Origin of the sequence: Streptomyces yokosukanensis (assembly GCF_001514035.1) — a bacterium.
Classification (GTDB): domain Bacteria; phylum Actinomycetota; class Actinomycetes; order Streptomycetales; family Streptomycetaceae; genus Streptomyces; species Streptomyces yokosukanensis.
This window is the reverse complement of sequence record NZ_KQ948210.1, coordinates 217,183-236,712: the sequence shown is the minus strand read 5'-3', so window position 1 is coordinate 236,712 and position 19,530 is coordinate 217,183. Positions and strand designations below refer to the sequence as shown.

The window sequence follows — 19,530 nt, the reverse complement described above, 5'->3', positions numbered from 1 at the left end:
GGGGATGTCCAGTTGGCGTGTGCTCGGCGCGGAGGACCCGGAGTTCACCGAGGAGGAGGTCCCTGGGCAGAGCGGTCTCGTCAGCCAACTCCGCCCGCTGATAGCCGAGTTGACCGAGCCCGGCGATCTGGTCTTCGACCCCTTCGCCGGCTGGGGCACCACACTGGTGGCCTGCGCGGCCGAGGGACGGCTCGGGGTCGGCATCGAGATCAACCCGTCGCGCGCACAGGAGGCGCGGCAACGCGTCGCACGCTTCCCGGAGCAGCGCATGCTCTGCGGCGACGCCCGCAGGCCCCCGCTCGAACCCGGCACCGTGGACCTGGTCCTGTGCGACCTGCCGTACTTCGGCACCGACCTGGACCTGGAAGCGCCCGACCCCGGCCAGATGTACGCGCTGCGCGACTACGACGCCTACCTGCTGGCGCTCGACGAGGCCTTCGCGGCCGTCGCACGGGTGATGAGGCCGGGCGCCTACGCGGTCGTCGCCGTCCAGAACCGCCGGATCGCCGACCGGTTCGTCCCGCTGGCCTGGGACGCCGCGCGGGTGCTCGGACGCCATCTGACCCTGGGAGACGAGCGCATCCACCTCTACGACTGGCCGGTCAAGGAGGACGACGACCCGATGCGCACGAACCGGTCGCACGAGTATCTGCTGATGGCCCAGAAGTGAGGCTGGCCGGCCCCGGTGATCGTCGGCCGGCCGCGCCGGCGGCTTCCCGGGCGCCGGTCAGCCCGCCCGCCAGGGGCGGAGCTTGTCGGGATTGAGCACCGCCCAGATCCGCTTGACCAGGTCGCCCTCGATGTCGAAGGCCAGCACGGACACGGGGACGCCGTCCACCTGGGCGACCAGGCCGGGCCGGCCGTTGACCGTGCTCTGAGCCAGCGTCACGCCCGGCACCGCCGCCATCCGGTCGGCGAAGAACCGCGCGATCTGTTCGGCGCCTTCGACCGGGCGCAGCGCGGCCGTCACCAGTCCGCCGCCGTCGCCGGTCGCCGTGGCGTCGGGGGCCAGCAGGCCGACGAGGGCGTCGATGTCCTTGGCCTCCCACGCCTGTTTGAACGCCCTGACGGTGTCGGCGTGCCGGGCCGCCGGGGCCTTGGCCGACTGCGACGCGCGGATACGGCGGCGGGCCGACGAGGCCAGCTGCCGGCATGCCGCCGGTGAACGGCCGACGATCGCGGCCACTTCGGCGAAGGAGTAGCGGAAGACGTCGTGCAGGATGAACGCGACGCGCTCGGCCGGGGTCATCAGGTCCAGTACGACGAGGAAGGCCATGTCGATCGACTCGTCGAGGGTGACCCGGTCGGCCGGGTCGAGCGCGGTGCCGCCGCCCCACCGGCCGCTGATCCACTCCGTGCCCGCGGGCAGCGGCTCCGGGACCCATTCACCGACGTACCGCTCCCGCCTGGCCCGTGCCGAGCCGAGCAGGTCGAGGCAGATGCGGCTGGCGACGGTCGTCAGCCAGCCGCCGGGGGACTCGACGGCCTCCCGCTGCTGTGCGGACATGGCGTACCAGCGGGTGCAGGTCTCCTGTACGACGTCCTCGGCCTCGGTCACCGAACCGAGGAGCCGGTACGCGAGATTGATCAGCTGGTGCCGCTCGCTCATGATCGCGCTCAGGCCCGGATCGGGCCGGCCGTGCTCGGACCCGGATGGGTTGCCCATGGTGCCGCCGACTCCCTCGGTCGTTCTGTCCCCGTTCGGTACGACGAACCACCGCAGCGCATCGACAGGTGGGCGCCTCGCCTCACATTCCGCGGGGCTGCGTCGTCGTACCTGATGAACGGAACACTATCCCGGTGATCAAGGAAGGCGACCGATGTCGGAATCCGTGAACGTCTCGATCATTTACTACAGTTCCACGGGCAATGTGCACGCTTTGGCGCAGGCGGCCATGGAGGGTGCGGAGAAGGCCGGTGCGCAGGTGCGGCTGCGCAAGGTCGTGGAAACGGTGCCGCAGGATGTGATCAACACCCGGCAGGAGTGGGTTCAGCACCTTCAGGACACCGCCGATGTCGCCGTGGCGGGCCACGACGACCTGGAGTGGGCCGATGTGGTGCTGTTCGGTACGCCCACCCGCTTCGGCAATCCGGCCAGCCAGCTGAGGGCGTTCATGGAGACCACCGGTCCGCTGTGGTTCCAGGGCAAGCTCGCGGGCAAGGTGTACTCGGCCTTCGCCACGTCCAGCAGCCCCCACGGCGGCCAGGAATCCACCCTCCTGGCGCTGGCGAACACCTTCTACCACTGGGGCGGCATCATCGTGCCCCCCGGCTACACCGACCCGGTCCAGGCCCAGCAGGGCAACCCCTACGGCACCTCCCACGTGGCCGGCGGCGGCGCGCCCGGTGAGGCGGCGTTGGGGGCGGCCCGCCACCAGGCCCGCCGTGCCGTCGAGGTCGCGGCCGCGCTCAAGGCCGGCCGCACCGTCTGACCCGGCACGGGTGCGAAGGGCCGGCCGGATCGCCAGCGCGGCCCGTCGCTGGCGGGCCGTCCTGGCCCGGGCCGGTGGACGTGGCGGGGCCCGGGAGTCGTATCCAGCTCCCGGGCCCCTGGGGTTGCCACCCAATTGCGCACGCCGGCGGCGTTTAAGAGGACGGATCAGTCATCATGCCGTCGTGTTCTTCCTTTGAACTACCGCACCAGGTCAGAGGTGCAGGCGAGATTCGAACTCGCATCCGACGGCGTTCGTCCGGCCTCGTTCGATCCGGCGATCGGCGGCGATGCTGAGACTGGAGCGAGAGTCTGAGATTGACCGCGGCTGCCTCTGCCATGTTGGGCCACCCCGGCCCGTAGGTGTGCCGGGGGAAGGACTCGAACCTTCACTGTCACCGCTTCTTCAGGCTGAACTTCAGTGTCAGCTTGCGCTCATCGCGCGAAACCGGTCCTCAATCCGGCCCGCGCCCTTTGCGCACCCCCGCGCTCGCACGCGGGGGCGATCATGGATGCTACCCGCGGCGGCGTCAGCCGAACAGGTAGCCGAACACCGCGTCACCGACCCGCTGGTCGCCGATCTCGGCTCCGTTGGCCTCCTCGCGGGCGAACTTCACGGCCTGCTGGAGCTTCTCGACGCGCTCCACCAGCTCGTTCACCCGCCGCGCCGGGAGCGCTCCGGAGAACTTCACCGTCGTCCAGTACCCGATGGGCACGTCCTCGTAGTACACGTCGACCTGCGCCGGGTGCTTGTCCGTCGCCTCCGCCTTGACGTGGTTGCGCGGGACCTTCTTGGTGCGGATCGTGCGCACCGGGTCCGTCTTCCACCAGTCCGTGGAGGGGTCCTGCGACCAGGACTCGGCGGCGTCGAGGGTGGGCAGCTTCCGGACGAACGTGTGCAGGTCCGTGAGCTGCTTCTCCAGGAAGAGCAGATAGCTGACCGGGACGTCGGTGAGGAGCGTACGGCCGTCGACCGTGACGTCCGCGCGGGCCGTGCAGTTCGCCCAGTCCTTGGTGGCGGTCACGTCGAAGAGCCGGGTGAGCGAGCCGGACATCTCCCGCAGCACGTCCTCGGCCTGCACCTGGACGCGCGTGGACTCGGGCGGCAGTTGCTCGCCCTCCTCGTCCTTCGGCTGGTACGTGCGCGAGATTCCGGCCAGCAGGGCCGGCTTCTGCACCTTGTGGTGCGCCGCGGTGATGTCCTGGAGCGACTTGCTCTTGACACCCTTCTCGACAGCGATGATCTGGTTCAGCTTCGCCACTTCGGGTCCCCCTTCGAACTGCCGGAAACGTACCTCACCGGCTCGAACACCCGCACTTCCTTTATCGCTTCGGACTGCGAGGCGTGCGGCGGGGTGGACGAAGGTGCGCTCGATCGCTTTGCGGGGACGGCCGCGTGCCGCCGACGGGCATGCCTCGCCCGATGCCTCTCTCCCGCACTGCCGGCCGCACCCCCGTGACGGCCGGCAGTGGGGGAAAGTGCCTGGCAAGCGAGGCGGCATCACTATGTCTCTACCGCCAGGGCGAATGCAACCTGCTGTTTTCCTTTCTCATCTCGCGAGAAGTTCAACTCCGAACCTTCTCGCCGAGTGAGAAATGGGCAGCCGTTTCTCACTCGGCGAGAAAGATGCATAAGGCAGGTGACCGGGTCGGGAGCGTGGCGCGCGGATGTCCTAGCCTGTCGTGGGTACAGATCCGGCCCACGTCGATAGGAGTGCTGTGCGCGCCATTGTCATAAGGGAATTCGGCGGCCCTGAGGTCCTGCGACTTGAGGACGTTCCCGCCCCCGAGCCCGCGCGCGGACAAAACCTGCTGGATGTGCGGCTGGCGGGCGTCAACTACGCGGACGTGCATGTCCGCGGAAACACCTACCTCGCACCGGTCGAGCTGCCCTACATCCCCGGCAACGAGGTCGTCGGCACCACGGCGGAGGGCAAGCGCGTCGTGGCGCTGACCCAGGGCGGCGGATACGCGCAGCAGGTGGCCGTCCACCGCAGGCTGCAGTGGGAGATCCCCGACGAGGTCACCGACGAACAGGCCGTGCCGCTGGCCCTGCAGGGAAACAGCGCGTACCACCTCCTCTTCACGGCGGCCCAGATCACCAAGGGGCAGACCGTCGTCATCCCCGCCGCGGCCGGGGGCGTGGGAACGCTGGCCGTACAGTTGGCACATCAGGCAGGCGCCCGGGTCATCGCCCTCGCCGGCACGGAGGACAAGCGCCGGCTGGCCCTGGAGCTCGGGGCGACGGCCGCCGTCGACTCCGGTGACGAGGACGGGCTGACCGAGCGCATCCTCGACGCGGCGGGAGGGCCCGTGCACGCCGCGCTGGAGATGACCGGCGGCGCCACGCTGCGCCAGACCCTCGACGCGGTCGGCCCGCGCGGCAGGCTCGTCGTGTACGGCTTCGCCGGTGGGCAGCTCGCCGACGTCCCCGTGCACACGCTGCTCCAGCGGTCCGTCACGGTCGCCGGCTTCTGGCTTCCGCACCTGTACTCCGACCGGACGCTCCCGCTGGCGGCGTCCATGAGGCAGCTCTTCGACGCCGTCATCAACGGCACGCTCAAGATCGTGACCGGTGGGATCCACCCGCTGGCCGATGCGGCGAAGGTGCACGAGGTGCTCAACAACCGATCCGGTACGGGCAAGTTCAGTCTCGATCCCACCTCGTAATATTCTTGTGCCCCCGTACGCGGCGCCGGCGCCGCGTACCACCGTGCCCCAGGACGACGGGCGCGGCCGCATTGGAGGGGGTAACGGATGAGTGGACAGCGTGGAACCGGGACCAGCTACGCCGACCGTTTCATGCGGGTGCAACAGGCGTTCATCACGCTGGGCCCCGGTGCCCACCGGTTGTCCGAGATCGCCAAGACCGCCGATCTCGACGACTCCACCACCGGCCGCATGCTCACCGCCGGCACCTACAACAACACCTTCGTGCGCATCGACCGGGGCCTGTACCAGCTCGGCAGCACGGTCGGCGACCTCGGGCTGCACGCGCTCGCCGAGGACAACCTCTCCGGCAAGGAGGCCACGGAGGTCCTCCAGGGCCTGCGCAGGGCGACCGGCAACGGCCTGGTCTTCCTGTACATGAGGGCCCCGTTCGGCATAGCCGGGCGACAGTGCCTGGACATGGCGGTGGGGGACTCCGACCTCGTCGAGCTGGGCATGACGCCGCGTGACGTCCTGTCGGTCACCCGGTCGCTGCGCACCGGCGCCTCGGGCCGCACGATCCTCGCCTTCCTGCCCGAACAGATCCAGCAGCGGGTGGCCGCCGATCCGGTCCCGGAGGAAGCCGGTCCCGGTGTCATCCGGGACGGCGACGAGCTGCTCGCCTCCCTCGCCGACATCCGCGACCAGGGCTACGCGCTGGGCTACCAGGAATGCATGGCGAAGTGGAACTCCGTGGCCGCTCCCGTCATCTGGGACGGCGCGATCTGGGGCGCGGTGCTGCTGCTGAAGCCCATGGACGTCATGCCGGAGGCTCCGCTGCACTACATCTACGCCACCATCACGGCGGCCGCCGGACTGAGCCGGCTCGGCGGAGCCTGGCAGGCCGACTGACCACCGGCCGGCCCGCGCGGACGGCGCCGCCGAGAGGCCTCCGGGGCGAGTGCGGGAGGACGGGCCGCTGTCCGCCGCGGTGCTGACGACCGGAAGGGACACCGCCGTACCGCGGGTGCGGCGGCGGGACCGCTGCGGCCGAGGCGCGCGACGGCCGGGCAGGCACTCCTCGGTGCTGCCCGGCCGTCCCGGCCGCCGATGCCGCGGCGGGCCGGGGCTCAGTGCCCGGCGGCGTCCTCCGGGCGTGCATGGCGCGGCAGGAGGAAGGCGAGCAGGAACGTCAGGGCGAGCATGCCGTCGATGATCCACAGCATCGTCTGCATGACGGTCCCGAATCCGCTCCTGAAGGCCGAGGACGCGGTGGACTGCAGTGCGGCGGGTATCCGCGCGCCGGCCTGCGGCGAGGTCACGGCGGACCGAGTGTCCTTCTCCAGGCGGGCGCAGGACGCCGGGGTCGCCTCGGGGTCCTTGGCGACGGCGCGGTCCGAGGCGCACGTACGCAGGTCCGCCACGACGCGTTCCCGAGCGGCGGGCGCGACGTGCGCGGCGGCCAGCTGCCCCCGCAGACCGTCCGCGCGGTGGTCGACGGCGGTGGCGATCCCGCCGCCCAGCAGACCGAAGAAGACGGTACCGAGGAGCGCCACACCGAACGCGCCGCCGAGCTGCTGAACCGCGGTCATCGTGCCGGACGCCGAGCCCGTCTCGTGCTGCTCGACGCTGGCGAGCACGATGTCGAAGAACGGTGCCATGAGCAGGCCCATGCCGATGCCGGTGACGAGCAGGGACGGCACCAGCTGCCAGGGGCCGACACCGCTTCCCACCATGTCGAGGGTCAGCCACACGCCGAACACGCCGAGCGCCATGACGAGCGCGCCCGCCTGCAGTACGGCCCGGCCGAACCGGGTGACACCCTGCGCGACGCCGAATCCGACGATCATGCCGCCCGACCAGGGCACCATCACCAGGCCGGCCTTGAGCGGCGAGTAGCCGAGGCCGATCTGGGTGTAGAGGTTGAAGACCAGCATGAACCCCTGCATGGTCGAGAAGAAGACCAGTCCGAGCGTCATGCCGCCGCTGAAGCCACGCTTGCGGAAGAGGCTCGGCACGACCAGCGGGTCCCGGCCGGCCTTGCTGCGGCGCGACTCGTAGACGGCGAAGACGGCGAAGACGGCGACCGAGGCGGCCATCATCGCGAACGTCCACACGGGCCAGTCGTACTCACGGCCCTGGACCAGCGGGAAGATGAGGAGCAGGGCGGCCAGCGAGACCAGGATCATGCCGGGGATGTCCAGGCGCGGCCTGCTGCCGGACCGGCCCCTCGGCAGATAACGCAGGGCACCGAGGAAGGCCGCGGCACCCAGCGGCAGGTTGATCAGGAAGATCATCCGCCAGCCGGTGCCGAAGTAGTCGGCGTCCACGAGCCAGCCCGCGAGGATCGGCCCGCACACCGCGGACAGTCCCATGACCGGGCCGAACATGCCGAAGGCCTTCTGCGACTCCTTCGGCGGGAACATCTCCTTGATCATGCCGAGGCCCTGCGGCAGCATCACCGCGCCGAACAGCCCCTGGACGACACGTGCCCCGATCAGCATCTCGGGCGACACGGACACCGCGCACAACAGCGAACCCAGGGTGAAGCCGGCGGCCCCCACCAGGAACATGCGGCGGCGCCCGTGGATGTCCCCGAGCCGTCCTCCGGTGACGAGCCCGACGGCCATCGAGAGGGTGTACGCGGCGGCGAGCCATTGCAGGGTGGAGGCACCGCCGCCGAGGTCGGCCCGCATGGAGGGACCGGCGATGTTCGTGACGACGGCGTCCAGGAGATCCATCACCTCGGCCGCGAGGATCACGAAGAGCGCAGCCCAGCGCCACCGGTAGGGCGCTGGCGAATCGGTGGTGGGCGCCTGCGCGGACGCGACCCCGGTGGTGGACATCGGAACTCCTCGTGAACGGGCCGCGCGGCGGTGGCGCCGCGAGCGCGGTGGGGCGGACGGGTGTGGCTGCCCGGCCGGTGCGGGCTCGGGACGCGAGCGACCGAGCATGCCGGAGAACACTGTTCACCGTAGCAGAACAGTGCTCACCGGGAGAACGGTGTTCATTAAGATATAGCGCAATCATTGTCGCGTGACAAGATATATCGCGTTCGAGGGGTTCGGCGAGTGGTGGGAGGCGGTTCGAGCATGCTGCCCACGGGCGGGTGGGCCTCGGAGAACACTGTTCTCCCGACGCTTAGACTGTGTTCATGACCGACGCGGCCGCCGGCACTCCCGCATCCCCTCCGCCGTCCCCCTGGGAGCGCGAGCGTCCCGCCCGCGTCCATGTGGCTCCCGCGCGCACTCCGCTGTCGCGGGAACGGGTCGTCGAGGCCGCGTTCGCCGTGCTGGACCGTCAGGGGCTAGAGGGGCTGTCGATGCGTCAGGTGGCCGCGGAACTGGGCGTCGCGGTCTCCGCCCTCTACGCCCATGTCGGCTCCAAGGACGACCTCTTGGAGTTGATGTACACGCGGCTCTACGACGGCTTCGAGATGCCCGAACCCGACCCGCGGCGATGGCAGGAGCAGGTGCGGGAGTACGCCCGGTCCGGGCGGCGGCGACTGCTCTCGCACCGGGACATGGCCCGGATCTCCATGGCTCATGTCCCCTTCACCGCCGAACTGCTGCCGCATGTCGAGGCGTTGCTCGCCGTGTTCCGGACCGCCGGGCTGCCCGACCGTATCGCGGCGGAGGCCGGTGACCTCATCTCCACCTACATCGACGGGTTCGTCCTGGAGGAGGGCATGTGGCGGGACCGGGCCGCCCGGCACGGCGGCGACGGTTCCTCACTGGCCCGCCCCGACTGGCCCGAGATGGCGGACGAGATGCAGAACTACTTCGCGTCCCTGCCTCCGGAGGACTTTCCGCATCTGCGGGCCCTGGCCGGGCTGATCGTGTCGGACTCCTCCGACGAGCGCTTCGACATCGGTCTGGAGATCATCCTGCGCGGCCTGGCGAGCTATCTGCCGGACTCGGCGGCCGGCCCGGATCAGGATGCGGGCCGGGCTCCGGACGCCACCTGATCCTCTTCGGCTCCGCTCTCGGGGGTGCGCGATCGCCGCGGCTCCGCCGCTGGTGCTCGACGACGCGGCCGCGGCTCGAAGGTGTCAGTCCGCTGTCGTGCCCTCGCCCGGTTCGCCGAGCTGCTCGGCGAGTTGGAACAGGGCGGGCAGCGCGTCGGTGACGGCGGCCCGGGCGTGGTCGTCGAGTGCGCCCGGCGCGGCGTCGATCCGGCGATCGTGGGCGGTGGTCCAGGAGGCGGGCTTCTCGCGGCCGGCGTCGGTGAGGGTGGCGACGGAGGCCCGGCGGTCGGCTGCGTCCACGTCGCGCGCCACCAGTCCTGAGCCGATCATCTGGCCGATGAGCCCGCTGACCGTGCTCGGCGCCGGGCGCCGACGCGCGGCGAGGTCGCTGATCCGCGCCGGGGAGTGCTCGCCGAGCACCTGCAGCAGCTCGACCTGCGCCATGGGAAGGGTCTCCCAGGGGTAGTCGGTGCGGATCGAGGAACGCAGCGCGCGGCGCAGCCGGGTGACCGCCTCGGTGAGCAGACGGGCCTCGGGCGCCTGCGGGGCGGGGCCGGGCGCGGAGGCGTCGGAACGGGGCTGCGCGGACATGCGGCCAGGGCAGCCGGACCGTGCACGGGCCCGGCCGGCCGTCCGCGGCTCGGCCACCCGTCGCCCTCGTCGGCCCCGTCGCCCCCGTGTCACCTGCTCGCGAGCTGTTTCGCAGCCGCCGACCCCGCTCCCGAAAATACCCCCCGGGGTATTTGTGCTACCGTCGAGATATACCCCGGGGGGTAATCTTCACTGCAAGGGAGCGCCACGTGTTCTTCGTCGACACGATCGAGACGACCGGGCTCGGCAATCGGAGCCATCCGGCAGGCGGCGAGCGGACGGCCGTGGTGGTCGACCCTGCGCGCGACATCGACCGAGTGATCGCGGCGGCCGTACGGCGCGGGGTGCGGATATCCCACGTCGTCGAGACACACGTGCACAACGACTACGTCACCGGCGGCCTGGAACTGGCCCGCGTCACCGGCGCCGCCTACCTCGTCCCCGCCGGGGCCGACGTCTCGTACGCGCGCGTGTCCGTGCACGACGGTGACCGCTACGAGATCGACGCCACCGCCGGCCTGGTGCTGCGCGCCCTGGCGACTCCCGGCCACACCCCGCACCACACCTCCTACGCGCTGGAGGAGAACGGAACGGCCGTCGCCGTGTTCACCGGCGGTTCGCTGCTGATCGGCACCGTCGGCCGGCCCGATCTGGTCGAACCCCGGCTGACGGAGCGGCTCGCGCGGGCGCAGCACGCCTCCGCGCGCCCTCTGGCCGCCGAACTGCCGGACGCCACGGCGGTACTGCCCACGCACGGCTTCGGCAGCTTCTGCTCCGCCGCCGGGACCGCGGGCGAGTCCACCACGATCGGCGAGGAGAAGGCGCCCGACGAGGCGCTCACGCGTGACGTGGACACCTTCGTCGCCGACCTGCTGGCCGGCCTGGACGACGTTCCCGCGTACTACGCCCACATGGGCCCGGCCAACGCCGCCGGACCCGCACCCGTCGACCTGACCCCGCCGGCCGTCGCCGACGCCGACGGGATCGCCGCCCGGCTCGCCGCCGGGGAGTGGGTGGTCGACCTGCGCCACCGGGTCGTCTTCGCCGAAGGCCATGTCGCGGGCTAGGTGAACATCGAGGCCGAGGGGCAGCTCGCCGCCTACCTGGCCTGGCTGCTCCCGTGGGGCGAGCCGGTGACCCTGCTCGCCGAGACCGCCGAACAACTCGCCGCCGCACAGCGCGAGTTGGTGCGCGTCGGCATCGACCGCCCGGCCGCCGCGACCACCGGAGAACCGTCGGGCTGGACACGCGGGGGAGAGGCGCTCACCTCCTTCCCGCGGGCCACGTTCGCCGACCTCGCGGAGCACTCCCCGGACGGTGTCGTCGTGCTGGACGTCCGCCGGGACGCCGAGCGGGCGGCCGGCTCCGTCGAGGGCTCGGTCCGCATCCCCGTGCACACCCTGCACCGCCGCCTCCACGAGGTCCCCGAGGGGCAGGTGTGGGTCCACTGCGCCGGCGGCATGCGCGCCGCCATCGCCGCCTCCCTGCTCGACGCGGCGGCCCGCCGGGTCGTGGCCGTGGACGACACGTTCGACGCGGCCGAGCGGGCCGGGCTCACCGTCCGCGCGCGCTGACCGCGGGTGCCGCTGACCATTGCACCGAGAAGACGAACAGGAGCGAGAGCCACGATGAGTCCCTTCGGACGCGGCCGGGGCTGCCCGGGACGGGCGGGCACGCCGGAGGCCGCCGCCCGTACCGGGCGCGCCCGCAGCGCCGCACCCCCGCTGCCGCTCGACGTACGCGATGCCCACGATTGGCACACCGGCCCCGCCCCCGGCGCCGTCCGTCCGCCCCTCGCCGCACCGGCCCGCGGCGACGCACCGCCCCATTCGGCGCAGGCACGCCCCGTCGTCGTCATCCGCCGGTCGGGCCACCCGTCCTGGCGGGCCGGCGCACAGCTCTGCGCCCGGGGCGTCCGAGCCGTCGGCGTCATGGGCGGCATGCGCGCCCGGGCGGAAGCGGGACTGCCCGTCGTGGGCGCGCGGGGCGGGAACGGGACCGTCGGATGAGCGCGGCGATACTCGCGCTGATCGCCGGGGCCGTCATAGGCCTGGCGCTCGGCGCCCTCGGGGGCGGCGGCAGCGTCCTGGCCGTCCCCGCCCTGATCTACCTGCTCGGTTTCACCCCGGTCGCGGCCACCACGGCCAGCCTCGTCATCGTCACCGCCACCTCCGCGACCGCCCTGTCCGCGCACGCCCGCGACGGGCAGGTCCGCTGGCGCACCGGCCTGCTGTTCGCGGCGGCGGGGATCGGCCCCGCCCTGCTGGGCGGCGCGCTCGCCGGACGCCTGCCGGCGGCCGTGCTGACCCTGGCCTTCGCCGTGGTCGCGGCCGTCGCCGCGATCCGTATGCTCAGGCAGCGCCCCGCCGCCGAGAGCCCCGTCCCCGTACGGCCCGGCCGGGCGGCGGCCGCCGGTGCCGCACTGGGCGCGGTCACCGGCGTCCTCGGTGTAGGTGGTGGCTTCCTCGCGGTTCCCGCGCTGGTCAACGTCCTCGGGGTGCGGATGCGGGCGGCCGTGGGCACCAGCCTGCTCGTCATCACGGTCAACTCGCTTGCCGCGCTGGCGATGCGCGCCGGTACGGCCGACGGCCTGGACTGGGCCGTCATCGGGCCGTTCGCCGGGGCGGCGATTCTGGGCGCCTGGGACGGCAGGCGGCTGTCGGCGAAGCTGTCGGGAGGCGCCCTTCAACGGGTCTTCGCCCTCGTCCTGCTGGCGGTGGCCGGCGCCATGCTGCTGGACACGGTGGTGTGATGGTTCCTCGAACACCCGCCGGCGCGGAGCTGCCCGCGCCGCCGACCCGACCCGCCCACGCCGCCGACCGGGGTTCCTTACGCCAGGGACAGGAACAGCTTCTCCAGCCGCGCGCGCATCGCCTCCGTGTCCTCACCGTTCTTCCGGCCCGATTCGATGTCGGCCACGCACTGCTGCAGACCAGTGGCGATGATCGCGAAACCGGCTCGGTCGAGTGCCCTCGAGGCGGCGGCCAGTTGCGTGACGACGTCCTCGCAGTCTCGCCCCTCCTCGATCATCCGGATCACACCGGAGATCTGCCCCTGCGCCCGCCGCAACCGGTTCAACACGGCCTTCAGGGACGCGCCCTCAAGCTCCAGCTCCACGATCACTCCTCGAAAAATACCCCTAGGGGTACTGTACGTCCCGGTTCGGGACGGCGGCGACCATCAAGGACCACATCTGCCATGACCACCACCCCACGCGCCCTGGACACCGACGAGGCCCGCGCCCGGCTGTACGACCTCACCGTCGTCGACGTGCGCACCCCCGGCGAGTACGCCTCGGGTCATCTGCCCGGAGCCCTCAACATCCCCCTGGACCGGATCCGGCGTGCCCTGCCCGAGATGCGGCAAGCCGCCGGGCGCGGTGACGTCCTCGTGGTGTGCGCGTCCGGCGCACGCTCGGAGAACGCCCGCAAGCTCCTCGCCGAGCAGGGCATACCGACCGCCACCCTGCTCGGCGGAACCGCCGCGTGGGCCGCCGCGGGACACGAGCTGCGGCGGCCCACCGCCTGCGGGACCAGGGCCCGTTGGAGCATGGAGCGACAGGTCCGCCTCACCGCCGGCACGCTCGTCCTGGTGGGCCTGCTCCTCGGCCTCCTCGTGCACCCGGCGCTCCAGCTCCTCGCGGCCGGCATCGCGGGCGGTCTCGTCCTCTCCGCGCTCACGGACACCTGCGGCATGGCCGTCCTGCTGGGCAAGCTGCCGCACAACCGGCCCCGCCCGGCCGATCTCGCCGCGACGCTCGCCGCGTTGCGCCGCGGCTGACCGCCGTCAACGGGCGCCGTCCCGCGAGCGGACATCCGCGCACTGTTCGGCCTGGCCCGCCTGTTCGAGGAGCAGGCGGGCCAGGCCGAGCGCCTCGTCCGGGGTGAGGGCCGCCCAGACTCCCGGCTCACCGCCCTGGTCCTCTCCCACGTTCAGGGCGATCCGGCTGACCGGCCGGTCCGCGGGCCCGAGCCGCAGGCGCCGTACCTCGATCCTGCGTCCGCACCTGGTCACCAGAGGGACCTCCGCGGCACGGCCGGCCTCGATCCTGTTGGTCGTGTGGAGCCGTTCTGTTCCTGCCGTCGTCATCGCTTCTCACGCTCCTGCGCCGGTCGGTTCCGTCCCCGGCTCACCGCCCCGGGGCCCGATACCCGGCGGGGTGTGAGGGACAGCACTCCGTGCGCGGATGTTGTTCCCGCACGGGCTGCACAGGCTCGGAGGGCGGGCCGCCGTCGCGGCGACGGCACAGGCCGCCACCAGGACGGCCGCGGCCCAGCGGCTCCCGGTCCGGAAGCCGCCGCCCGCCAGGAGCAGGGCGAGGGGCACCAGGGCGACGCCCAGAGCGGTGCCGAGCCCTCGTGTCATGTTCACCAGGCCACCGCCCGTACCGGTGGCCATGCCTCCAGACTGCATCGGTCGCCGAAATGTTCTGCTCACGTTCCGTCTCGGCTCCGGGCAGGCGCCGACCGGGTCGCCCGGGAGCGCGGAGATCCATGACGTCGGCGAGACACCGACACACGTGGTATGCGTTGGTGTCATGGACTTCAAGGATGTCTCGCTCACCGCGCTGCGCGTCTTTCGCGCGGTGGCCGAGCAGGGCACGTTCACGGCGGCCGCGGCGTCGCTGGGATACACGCAGTCCGCGGTCTCCCGTCAGATCGCCTCGATCGAGCGCGCCGCCGACACGAGACTCCTCGACCGGCGCCGCGACGGCGTCCAGCTGACAGCCGCCGGGCACCTCGTCCTGCGGCGTGCCTCGGTGGTCCTCGACGAGATCGAGCGGACCGCACGGGAGCTGTCCGGAATGCCGGACCACGCAGGCACCGTACGCGTGGGCTGGGTGCCGACCGCCGGGGTCGTCCTGCTGCCGCGTGCCATCGCCGCACTGCGCGCCGGCCACCCGGGCATCACCGTCGTCACCCGTGAGGGCGGAACCCCGGCGCTGGTCCGGGCGCTGCGCACGGGGAGCATCGACCTCGCGCTGATCAGCTCCGCGCCACCGTACCGGCCGCTGGACTCGGAGTCTCCGGCGCTGGTCGCCCGGACGCTCACCGAGCGCAGCCTGTGTCTGGCACTGCCGGCCGCCCATCCGCTGGCCCGTCAGGACTACGTCGACATCGCCGATCTGCGCGGACAGCGCTGGATCGCCGCGCCACCGTCCAGCGGCGACCGGGGGATGGGGGTGTGGCCGGGGCTGGACGAACGCCCCGACATCGTCCACACGGCGCGGGACTGGCTGGCCAAGCTCCATCTGGTCGCGGCGGGCGCGGGGCTGACCACGGTGCCGGCCACGCTCGCCCAGGTCGCACCCCCCGGGGTGCGCGTCCTCCCGGTGCGCGGGGGGCCGCAGGAGCACCGGCGCCTGCTGCTGGCGCGGCTGCCGGACCCGCCGGCCGAGGCGACCGTCCGCGTCTGCGAAGCCCTGCGCACGGCTGCCCTGGAAACCGGCGTCCCCTGACTGGGCAGGACCGTCGCGGACTGCGCGAGGGCGAGGGTTCGTGTGTGTGTAGGGGGGGAACTCCGCCGGGCACCGCGCGCGACGCGGAACCGGTCCACAGGGTGGAGGGCCGTGTCGTTCTCGCGCCGCGGCCGTTCCAGATGGTGACCCTCCGCCCGCCGCGCGCCGGATGGCCGGTCCGTGCCTTCATGGCGTCTCCCCGTCGCCTGCACGGCCTCCCCGCGCCTCCACGACCGAGTGAGGAGCGCACCGCATGCCCGCCCGACCCGAACACCCCGAACTGCCCACGGCCGTCTGTGTGATGGACCCCGCCATCGCCCACGAGGTGCTCCCCGCCGAGCTGCGCGCACGGCTCTCCGCGCGCGTCCGGCTCGCCCCCGGCCCGGCTCGCTCGTCCTCGCCGGCGGCGTTTCCCGCGGAGTTCGCCGAGGCGGAGATCCTCATCAGCGGCTGGGGCTGTCCGAGGCTCACGGCCGACGTCCTGGCCCGCGCGCCTCGCCTGCGCGCGGTGATGCACGCCGCCGGCAGCGTCAAGTCGCTGGTGAGCGACGCGGTGTGGGAACGCGGCATCGTCGTGTCGTCGGCGGCCGACGCCAACGCCGGCCCCGTGATCGCCTACACGCTGGCCCTCATCACCCTCGCCGTGCGGCGCACCCTCACCATGGCGGCCCGTTGCGGCGACGGCCGGCGGGACTGCGGCGGCCGCACCGGCGCCGACGGCAGCACGGTGGGCATCGTGGGCGCCTCCCGCGTCGGACGGGGTGTGCTGGCCGGTCTACGGCGGTCCGACGCGGGCCACCGGCTGCTGCTGGCCGATCCGTGTGTGACGGACGAGGAGGCGCGCCGGCTCGGTGCGGAGCGGGTCGAACTGGCCGAGCTGTGCCGTCGATCGGCGGTGGTGAGCGTCCATGCCCCGCTGCTGCCGGAGACGACCGGCCTGCTGGACGCCGGGATGCTGGGGCTGATCCCGGACGGCGGTGCGCTCGTCAACACGGCCCGGGGCGCCATCGTCGACACGGAGGCGCTGACCCGCGCGTGCCGATCCGGGCGCCTGGAGGCATATCTCGACGTCACGGACCCCGAACCGCTGCCGTCCGGGCACCCCCTGCTGTCGCTGCCCACCGTGCTGGTCACCCCGCACATCGCCGGTGCGCAGGGCAGCGAGGTGCGACGGCTCGGCCGGTATGCGGTGGCGGAGGTCGAGCGGTGGGTGAGGGGCGAGCCGCTGCTCGGCGCGGTCACCCGCGAGGCCCTGCCGCGCCTGGCCTGAGCGACGCCGCGGGTGCTGTCCCGCGGCGGATCCGCCCGAACCGCGCAGCCGGGGCCGCCACCAGCTGCCCGCTGCCCGCCGTGCGCGTGGCCGAGGGCCTCGCCGCCCGGCCGGGCGCTCGGCGTGAAACACACCTGTGCGCGAGCGAACACACGGTGAAGTGGCTATCAATGGACGAGTCGTCCCCAACTTCACCATTCAGGAGGTCCGATGACGGGTCGTACGGAGTCGATCGAGTCGATGGAGCAGCTCGCCGTGGGCTGGCGGGCCATGGTGCTCGACCGTGACGGGGAAGCCGATGTGCGGGACCTGCCGGGCATCGCCGTCCGCTGGGCCGACTGCCGGTTCCCCTTCTGGAACTGCCTCACATTGACCGAGGTCGACGCCGATGCGGCGCTCGTCGAGGAGCGTCTGAACCAGGCCGCGGACATCATGCGCGCGAAGCGGCACCCCGGGTTCCTGTGGCTCTTCGACGACCTCTTCGGCGCCGAGGCCCGCACGGCGGTGCGCACGGCGGCCGAGAAGGCGGGCCTCGAATACGCCTTCCCCGGCACCGGTATGGCAGGCGACATCCTCCCGCTGCCCGAACCGTCACACCCCGATCTGACGTTCGCACGCGTGCGCACCGAGGAGCAGCTGCAGGCGTACGCGGACCTGAACTCCCGCGCCTACGGCTTCCCGCTGGAGGCCGGGCGCGACGGACTCCTCGGATCCACGCTGTGGAAGGACGGGGTCCACGCCTACCTGGGAGTACGGGAGGGCGTCCCGGTGGCCTGTGCCGCGACGGTGGAGACGGCCGGCCGGCTCTTCGTCGTGCTCGTCGCCACGGCCCCGGAGTGGCAGCGCCGCGGCTACGCGGAGGCGGTCACCCGCAAGGCCCTGTACGAGGGCGCCCGAGCCACCGGTCTGACCCGCGCCACCCTGCACGCGACCGAGGCGGGGGCGCCCGTCTATCCCCGCATCGGATTCGAGCCGAACACGTCGATGCAGTTCTACGCCCTGAAGGACTGACCTCCCGGCCGCGCGTACCGGCGGGCAACGGCGGTACGCGCGGCACGGCGCTCCCGGGGGAGGCGGCGCGCCGCGCGCACAGGGGGCGGCTCTAGCCGAGGGCGAAGTCGTCGGCGTGGACGTCGGACTGGCCGTACCAGCCGTGGACGTAGACGGTGACGGTGCCGCTGCTGCCGGTGGTGAAGTCGACCGTCAGCTGGTTCCAGTTCGTGTTGTTCGACCACGTGCTGGCGGTGGCCCCGCCGCTGACCCCGAGGTAGGCATAGGGGCCCTGGACCCAACCCGTGAGCGAGTAGGTGTGGTTGGGGGACAGGGTGACGGTCTGGTCGCACTCACCGGTGCTGTCGGCGCTCGGGGTGATCCGCAGTGCATGGCTGCCGGAGTGGACCGTGTCGCCGACCACCGCGCTGGTGCCCGTGCAGGTCCAGGGGCTCAGGCCGCCGCCTTCGAAGCCGGCGTTGGTCAGCGAGCCCCCGCCGGTGCCCCCGCCGCCGGAGGTGACCGTGAGCGAGTAGGTCGCGCTGTGGCTGCCGCTCGCGGCGGTGCCGGTGACGGTGATCGGGTAGGTGCCCGCGGCGACGGACGCCCCGACCGTCGCCGTGAGCGTCGAGGTGCCGCCGGAGGTGACGGAGGCGGGGCCGAAGGAGACGCTGACACCGGAGGGCGCGCCGGACGCGGAGAGGCTGACGGACTCCGCGCTGCCCGAGGTGACGGCCGTGGAGACGGTCGCGGTGGCGGAGCCGCCCTGAGCGACCGACGCGGAGCCGGGGGCCAGGGACAGCGAGAAGTCGCCGGTGCTGCCTCCACCGCCGCCCGTGCTGCCCTCGAAGGGCACGAACGCGTCCGTGAACGCGAGACTGCTCTGGCTGATCTCGCTGCAGGTGGGCAGGGAGTTGGCGCTTCCGCTGCAGGGCTGGTCCCGGTTGACCGACCAGAACGCCAGCCGGCCGACGCCGTTCTGCGCGGCGAAGTCCTCCACCGTCTGGGCATCCGCCAGGGTGAAGGCGGACCCGTCGTCGTTCTTGCCGATCATCGGGGTGATCCCGAGGTTGGCGTAGGTGTAGCCGGAGTCGACGGACTGCATCTGGGCGAGTGTGGCCCTGGCGGCGGACACCGCGCCCTGGCCCATCTCGGTGCCGGTGCCCGCGTAGTAGTCCATGGCCATGATGTTGACCACGTCGATCTTGATGCCCGCGTTCTTCGCCGCCTTGAGGATGTTGACGCCGTCGCCGGTCAGGCCGCTGGTCAGCACCGGCAGGGTCATGGAGAACTGCAGGCCGGGGTTGGCCGCCTTGAGGTCCTTCATCGCCTGCATCTGGCGGGCGGTGGCCGCGGTGTCCGCGACGGCGGCGCCTTCGACGTCGAAGTCGAGTTGGTTGACGCCGTAGTCGTTGATGATGGCCTGGTAGCCGGCGTCGATGCTGCTCTGGGTGGAGCAGGTCCAGGCGAGCGGCTCTCCGCTCGCTCCGCCGGAGGAGATGATGACGGAGGCGCCCTCGGACTTCGCCTTGGCGATCTCGGGGTCGGTGTAGGAGTCGTTGCCGATGGGGAGCGTGTCGCCCCATATCTGGTTGCAGCCTTCGCCGAGTACGAAGGCCGCGGTGTAGGCCTTGAGGTGGTGGCCGGTGACGGCGGTGTCGAGCATGCCTTCCTGACCGTTCGACATGTCGACATAGGGAGCCACGGAGTAGACGCTGCTCGTCGCGGCGCTGCCGGCGGGAGCCAGGGCGACGGCGGCGCCGGTGGCCGCGAGCGCGAGGGCGCAGGCGGACGCCGCAAATCTTGCCAGGTGCATGACAGTGCCCCTTCCGGGGATGCCTCTCGGGCGGGGAGTGGTGGGGTGGTGCCGTGCCGGGCCGACGTTGGTACATACCAAACAGCCCGCACGTCACGCCGTCAAGAGGACTAGACCAACTCTGTTCCTGTGGATTCCGGACGCCCGCTCCCGCCGTCGCGCGGGGGAGAACTCATGAGCGCCGGGGGCAGGTTGACCGGGCCGCCGCTGCCTTTGACGCCGGGCGCCGGTCTCGGGCGGTCGGCCGGTGGAAGGGGCCCACGAAGGCCGTTGGCCGGTCGCTCGCGGGCGGTATTAGGCTGGGTGATCGGTGACACCGGCAGGTCGACGACCGACCGCGCCGGGCTCGAGCGTCAGG

Annotated in this window: 19 protein-coding genes and 1 pseudogene; 12 read left to right on the top strand and 8 right to left on the bottom strand. The window is 72.2% G+C overall.

From position 1 onward, the window contains the following. The first annotated feature begins 4 nt into the window (after positions 1–4). Positions 5–670: a TRM11 family SAM-dependent methyltransferase gene (locus AQI95_RS13845; protein ID WP_159056516.1), complete on the top strand. Its 666-nt coding sequence runs from the start codon at positions 5–7 to the stop codon at positions 668–670. Between the two features lie 57 nt (positions 671–727). Here the strand turns inward: AQI95_RS13845 and sigJ are convergent, their stop codons facing one another. Beyond that, entirely contained in the window at positions 728–1,666 is a 939-nt protein-coding gene (sigJ, locus tag AQI95_RS13840; RefSeq protein WP_067122146.1) for an RNA polymerase sigma factor SigJ, read from the bottom strand. A 154-nt stretch (positions 1,667–1,820) separates the two neighbouring features. Between sigJ and wrbA the strand changes: the two genes are divergently transcribed. Continuing rightward, positions 1,821–2,432 (top strand): NAD(P)H:quinone oxidoreductase, encoded by a 612-nt coding sequence (wrbA, locus tag AQI95_RS13835; RefSeq protein WP_067122144.1) that lies wholly within the window; start codon positions 1,821–1,823, stop codon positions 2,430–2,432. 529 nt (positions 2,433–2,961) lie between these two features. Here wrbA and AQI95_RS13830 read toward each other — a convergent pair. After that, positions 2,962–3,693, bottom strand: coding sequence for a DUF7873 family protein (locus AQI95_RS13830; RefSeq protein ID WP_067122141.1), 732 nt, complete (start codon positions 3,691–3,693; stop codon positions 2,962–2,964). Positions 3,694–4,150: 457 nt separating this feature from the next. Between AQI95_RS13830 and AQI95_RS13825 the strand changes: the two genes are divergently transcribed. Then, positions 4,151–5,101, top strand: a complete 951-nt coding sequence (locus tag AQI95_RS13825) for a quinone oxidoreductase family protein (RefSeq protein ID WP_067122138.1) — start codon at positions 4,151–4,153, stop codon at positions 5,099–5,101. Positions 5,102–5,188: 87 nt separating this feature from the next. After that, on the top strand, positions 5,189–5,992 hold the full coding sequence (locus AQI95_RS13820; protein WP_067122136.1) for an IclR family transcriptional regulator domain-containing protein: 804 nt from the start codon (positions 5,189–5,191) through the stop codon (positions 5,990–5,992). Positions 5,993–6,210: 218 nt separating this feature from the next. On the opposite strand, the gene AQI95_RS13815 is transcribed toward AQI95_RS13820, so the two are convergent. Next, positions 6,211–7,926, bottom strand: coding sequence for an MFS transporter (locus AQI95_RS13815; protein WP_067122133.1), 1,716 nt, complete (start codon positions 7,924–7,926; stop codon positions 6,211–6,213). A gap of 308 nt (positions 7,927–8,234) precedes the next feature. Here AQI95_RS13815 and AQI95_RS13810 point away from each other — a divergent pair, with 308 nt between their 5' ends. Further along, complete coding sequence (locus AQI95_RS13810) at positions 8,235–9,047, top strand: TetR/AcrR family transcriptional regulator (RefSeq protein ID WP_067123080.1); 813 nt, start codon at positions 8,235–8,237, stop codon at positions 9,045–9,047. A gap of 84 nt (positions 9,048–9,131) precedes the next feature. Here the strand turns inward: AQI95_RS13810 and AQI95_RS13805 are convergent, their stop codons facing one another. Next, on the bottom strand, positions 9,132–9,638 hold the full coding sequence (locus AQI95_RS13805; protein ID WP_067123077.1) for a MarR family winged helix-turn-helix transcriptional regulator: 507 nt from the start codon (positions 9,636–9,638) through the stop codon (positions 9,132–9,134). A 209-nt stretch (positions 9,639–9,847) separates the two neighbouring features. Between AQI95_RS13805 and AQI95_RS13800 the strand changes: the two are divergent. The 3 genes and pseudogenes from AQI95_RS13800 to AQI95_RS13790 all read left to right on the top strand — a co-directional run bounded on the left by AQI95_RS13800 (position 9,848) and on the right by AQI95_RS13790 (position 12,390). Continuing rightward, a pseudogene (locus AQI95_RS13800) lies at positions 9,848–11,212 on the top strand (MBL fold metallo-hydrolase). A gap of 54 nt (positions 11,213–11,266) precedes the next feature. Continuing rightward, a complete protein-coding gene (locus AQI95_RS13795) occupies positions 11,267–11,647 on the top strand; it encodes a rhodanese-like domain-containing protein (protein ID WP_067122130.1) in 381 nt (126 codons plus the stop codon). After that, positions 11,644–12,390, top strand: a complete 747-nt coding sequence (locus AQI95_RS13790) for a sulfite exporter TauE/SafE family protein (RefSeq protein WP_067122127.1) — start codon at positions 11,644–11,646, stop codon at positions 12,388–12,390. The genes AQI95_RS13795 and AQI95_RS13790 overlap by 4 nt, the downstream gene beginning before the upstream one ends. Positions 12,391–12,467: 77 nt before the next feature. On the opposite strand, the gene AQI95_RS13785 is transcribed toward AQI95_RS13790, so the two are convergent. Further along, positions 12,468–12,755: a metal-sensitive transcriptional regulator gene (locus tag AQI95_RS13785; protein ID WP_067122124.1), complete on the bottom strand. Its 288-nt coding sequence runs from the start codon at positions 12,753–12,755 to the stop codon at positions 12,468–12,470. Between the two features lie 81 nt (positions 12,756–12,836). On the opposite strand from AQI95_RS13785, the gene AQI95_RS13780 reads away from it, so the two are divergent. Further along, the gene (locus AQI95_RS13780; protein WP_067122121.1) at positions 12,837–13,418 is read left to right on the top strand and encodes a rhodanese-like domain-containing protein; all 582 of its coding nucleotides are present in this window, start codon (positions 12,837–12,839) and stop codon (positions 13,416–13,418) included. A gap of 6 nt (positions 13,419–13,424) precedes the next feature. Here AQI95_RS13780 and AQI95_RS13775 read toward each other — a convergent pair whose 3' ends face one another. Then, positions 13,425–13,727, bottom strand: coding sequence for a hypothetical protein (locus AQI95_RS13775; RefSeq protein WP_244188733.1), 303 nt, complete (start codon positions 13,725–13,727; stop codon positions 13,425–13,427). 6 nt (positions 13,728–13,733) lie between these two features. Further along, a complete protein-coding gene (locus AQI95_RS48955; RefSeq protein ID WP_067122118.1) occupies positions 13,734–14,036 on the bottom strand; it encodes a hypothetical protein in 303 nt (100 codons plus the stop codon). Positions 14,037–14,175: 139 nt separating this feature from the next. Between AQI95_RS48955 and AQI95_RS13765 the strand changes: the two genes are divergently transcribed. The 3 genes from AQI95_RS13765 to AQI95_RS13755 all read left to right on the top strand — a co-directional run bounded on the left by AQI95_RS13765 (position 14,176) and on the right by AQI95_RS13755 (position 17,377). Beyond that, positions 14,176–15,096 carry a LysR family transcriptional regulator gene (locus AQI95_RS13765; protein WP_067122115.1) on the top strand — a complete coding sequence of 307 codons (921 nt, stop codon included), beginning with the start codon at positions 14,176–14,178 and terminating at the stop codon, positions 15,094–15,096. Between the two features lie 253 nt (positions 15,097–15,349). After that, positions 15,350–16,366 (top strand): hydroxyacid dehydrogenase, encoded by a 1,017-nt coding sequence (locus AQI95_RS13760; RefSeq protein WP_067122112.1) that lies wholly within the window; start codon positions 15,350–15,352, stop codon positions 16,364–16,366. Between the two features lie 210 nt (positions 16,367–16,576). Then, positions 16,577–17,377, top strand: a complete 801-nt coding sequence (locus AQI95_RS13755; RefSeq protein ID WP_067122109.1) for a GNAT family N-acetyltransferase — start codon at positions 16,577–16,579, stop codon at positions 17,375–17,377. A 91-nt stretch (positions 17,378–17,468) separates the two neighbouring features. Here the strand turns inward: AQI95_RS13755 and AQI95_RS13750 are convergent, their stop codons facing one another. Next, entirely contained in the window at positions 17,469–19,172 is a 1,704-nt protein-coding gene (locus AQI95_RS13750; RefSeq protein WP_067122106.1) for a carbohydrate binding domain-containing protein, read from the bottom strand. Positions 19,173–19,530 lie beyond the last annotated feature (358 nt).

Coding starts and splice junctions, on each gene's coding strand:
- AQI95_RS13845 (WP_159056516.1), top strand. CDS start 5: ATGTCCAGTTGGCGTGTGCTCGGCGCGGAGGACCCGGAGTTCACCGAG.
- sigJ (WP_067122146.1), bottom strand. CDS start 1,666: ATGGGCAACCCATCCGGGTCCGAGCACGGCCGGCCCGATCCGGGCCTG.
- wrbA (WP_067122144.1), top strand. CDS start 1,821: ATGTCGGAATCCGTGAACGTCTCGATCATTTACTACAGTTCCACGGGC.
- AQI95_RS13820 (WP_067122136.1), top strand. CDS start 5,189: ATGAGTGGACAGCGTGGAACCGGGACCAGCTACGCCGACCGTTTCATG.
- AQI95_RS13815 (WP_067122133.1), bottom strand. CDS start 7,926: ATGTCCACCACCGGGGTCGCGTCCGCGCAGGCGCCCACCACCGATTCG.
- AQI95_RS13810 (WP_067123080.1), top strand. CDS start 8,235: ATGACCGACGCGGCCGCCGGCACTCCCGCATCCCCTCCGCCGTCCCCC.
- AQI95_RS13805 (WP_067123077.1), bottom strand. CDS start 9,638: ATGTCCGCGCAGCCCCGTTCCGACGCCTCCGCGCCCGGCCCCGCCCCG.
- AQI95_RS13795 (WP_067122130.1), top strand. CDS start 11,267: ATGAGTCCCTTCGGACGCGGCCGGGGCTGCCCGGGACGGGCGGGCACG.
- AQI95_RS13790 (WP_067122127.1), top strand. CDS start 11,644: ATGAGCGCGGCGATACTCGCGCTGATCGCCGGGGCCGTCATAGGCCTG.
- AQI95_RS13780 (WP_067122121.1), top strand. CDS start 12,837: ATGACCACCACCCCACGCGCCCTGGACACCGACGAGGCCCGCGCCCGG.
- AQI95_RS13775 (WP_244188733.1), bottom strand. CDS start 13,727: ATGACGACGGCAGGAACAGAACGGCTCCACACGACCAACAGGATCGAG.
- AQI95_RS48955 (WP_067122118.1), bottom strand. CDS start 14,036: ATGGCCACCGGTACGGGCGGTGGCCTGGTGAACATGACACGAGGGCTC.
- AQI95_RS13765 (WP_067122115.1), top strand. CDS start 14,176: ATGGACTTCAAGGATGTCTCGCTCACCGCGCTGCGCGTCTTTCGCGCG.
- AQI95_RS13760 (WP_067122112.1), top strand. CDS start 15,350: ATGCCCGCCCGACCCGAACACCCCGAACTGCCCACGGCCGTCTGTGTG.
- AQI95_RS13755 (WP_067122109.1), top strand. CDS start 16,577: ATGACGGGTCGTACGGAGTCGATCGAGTCGATGGAGCAGCTCGCCGTG.
- AQI95_RS13750 (WP_067122106.1), bottom strand. CDS start 19,172: ATGCACCTGGCAAGATTTGCGGCGTCCGCCTGCGCCCTCGCGCTCGCG.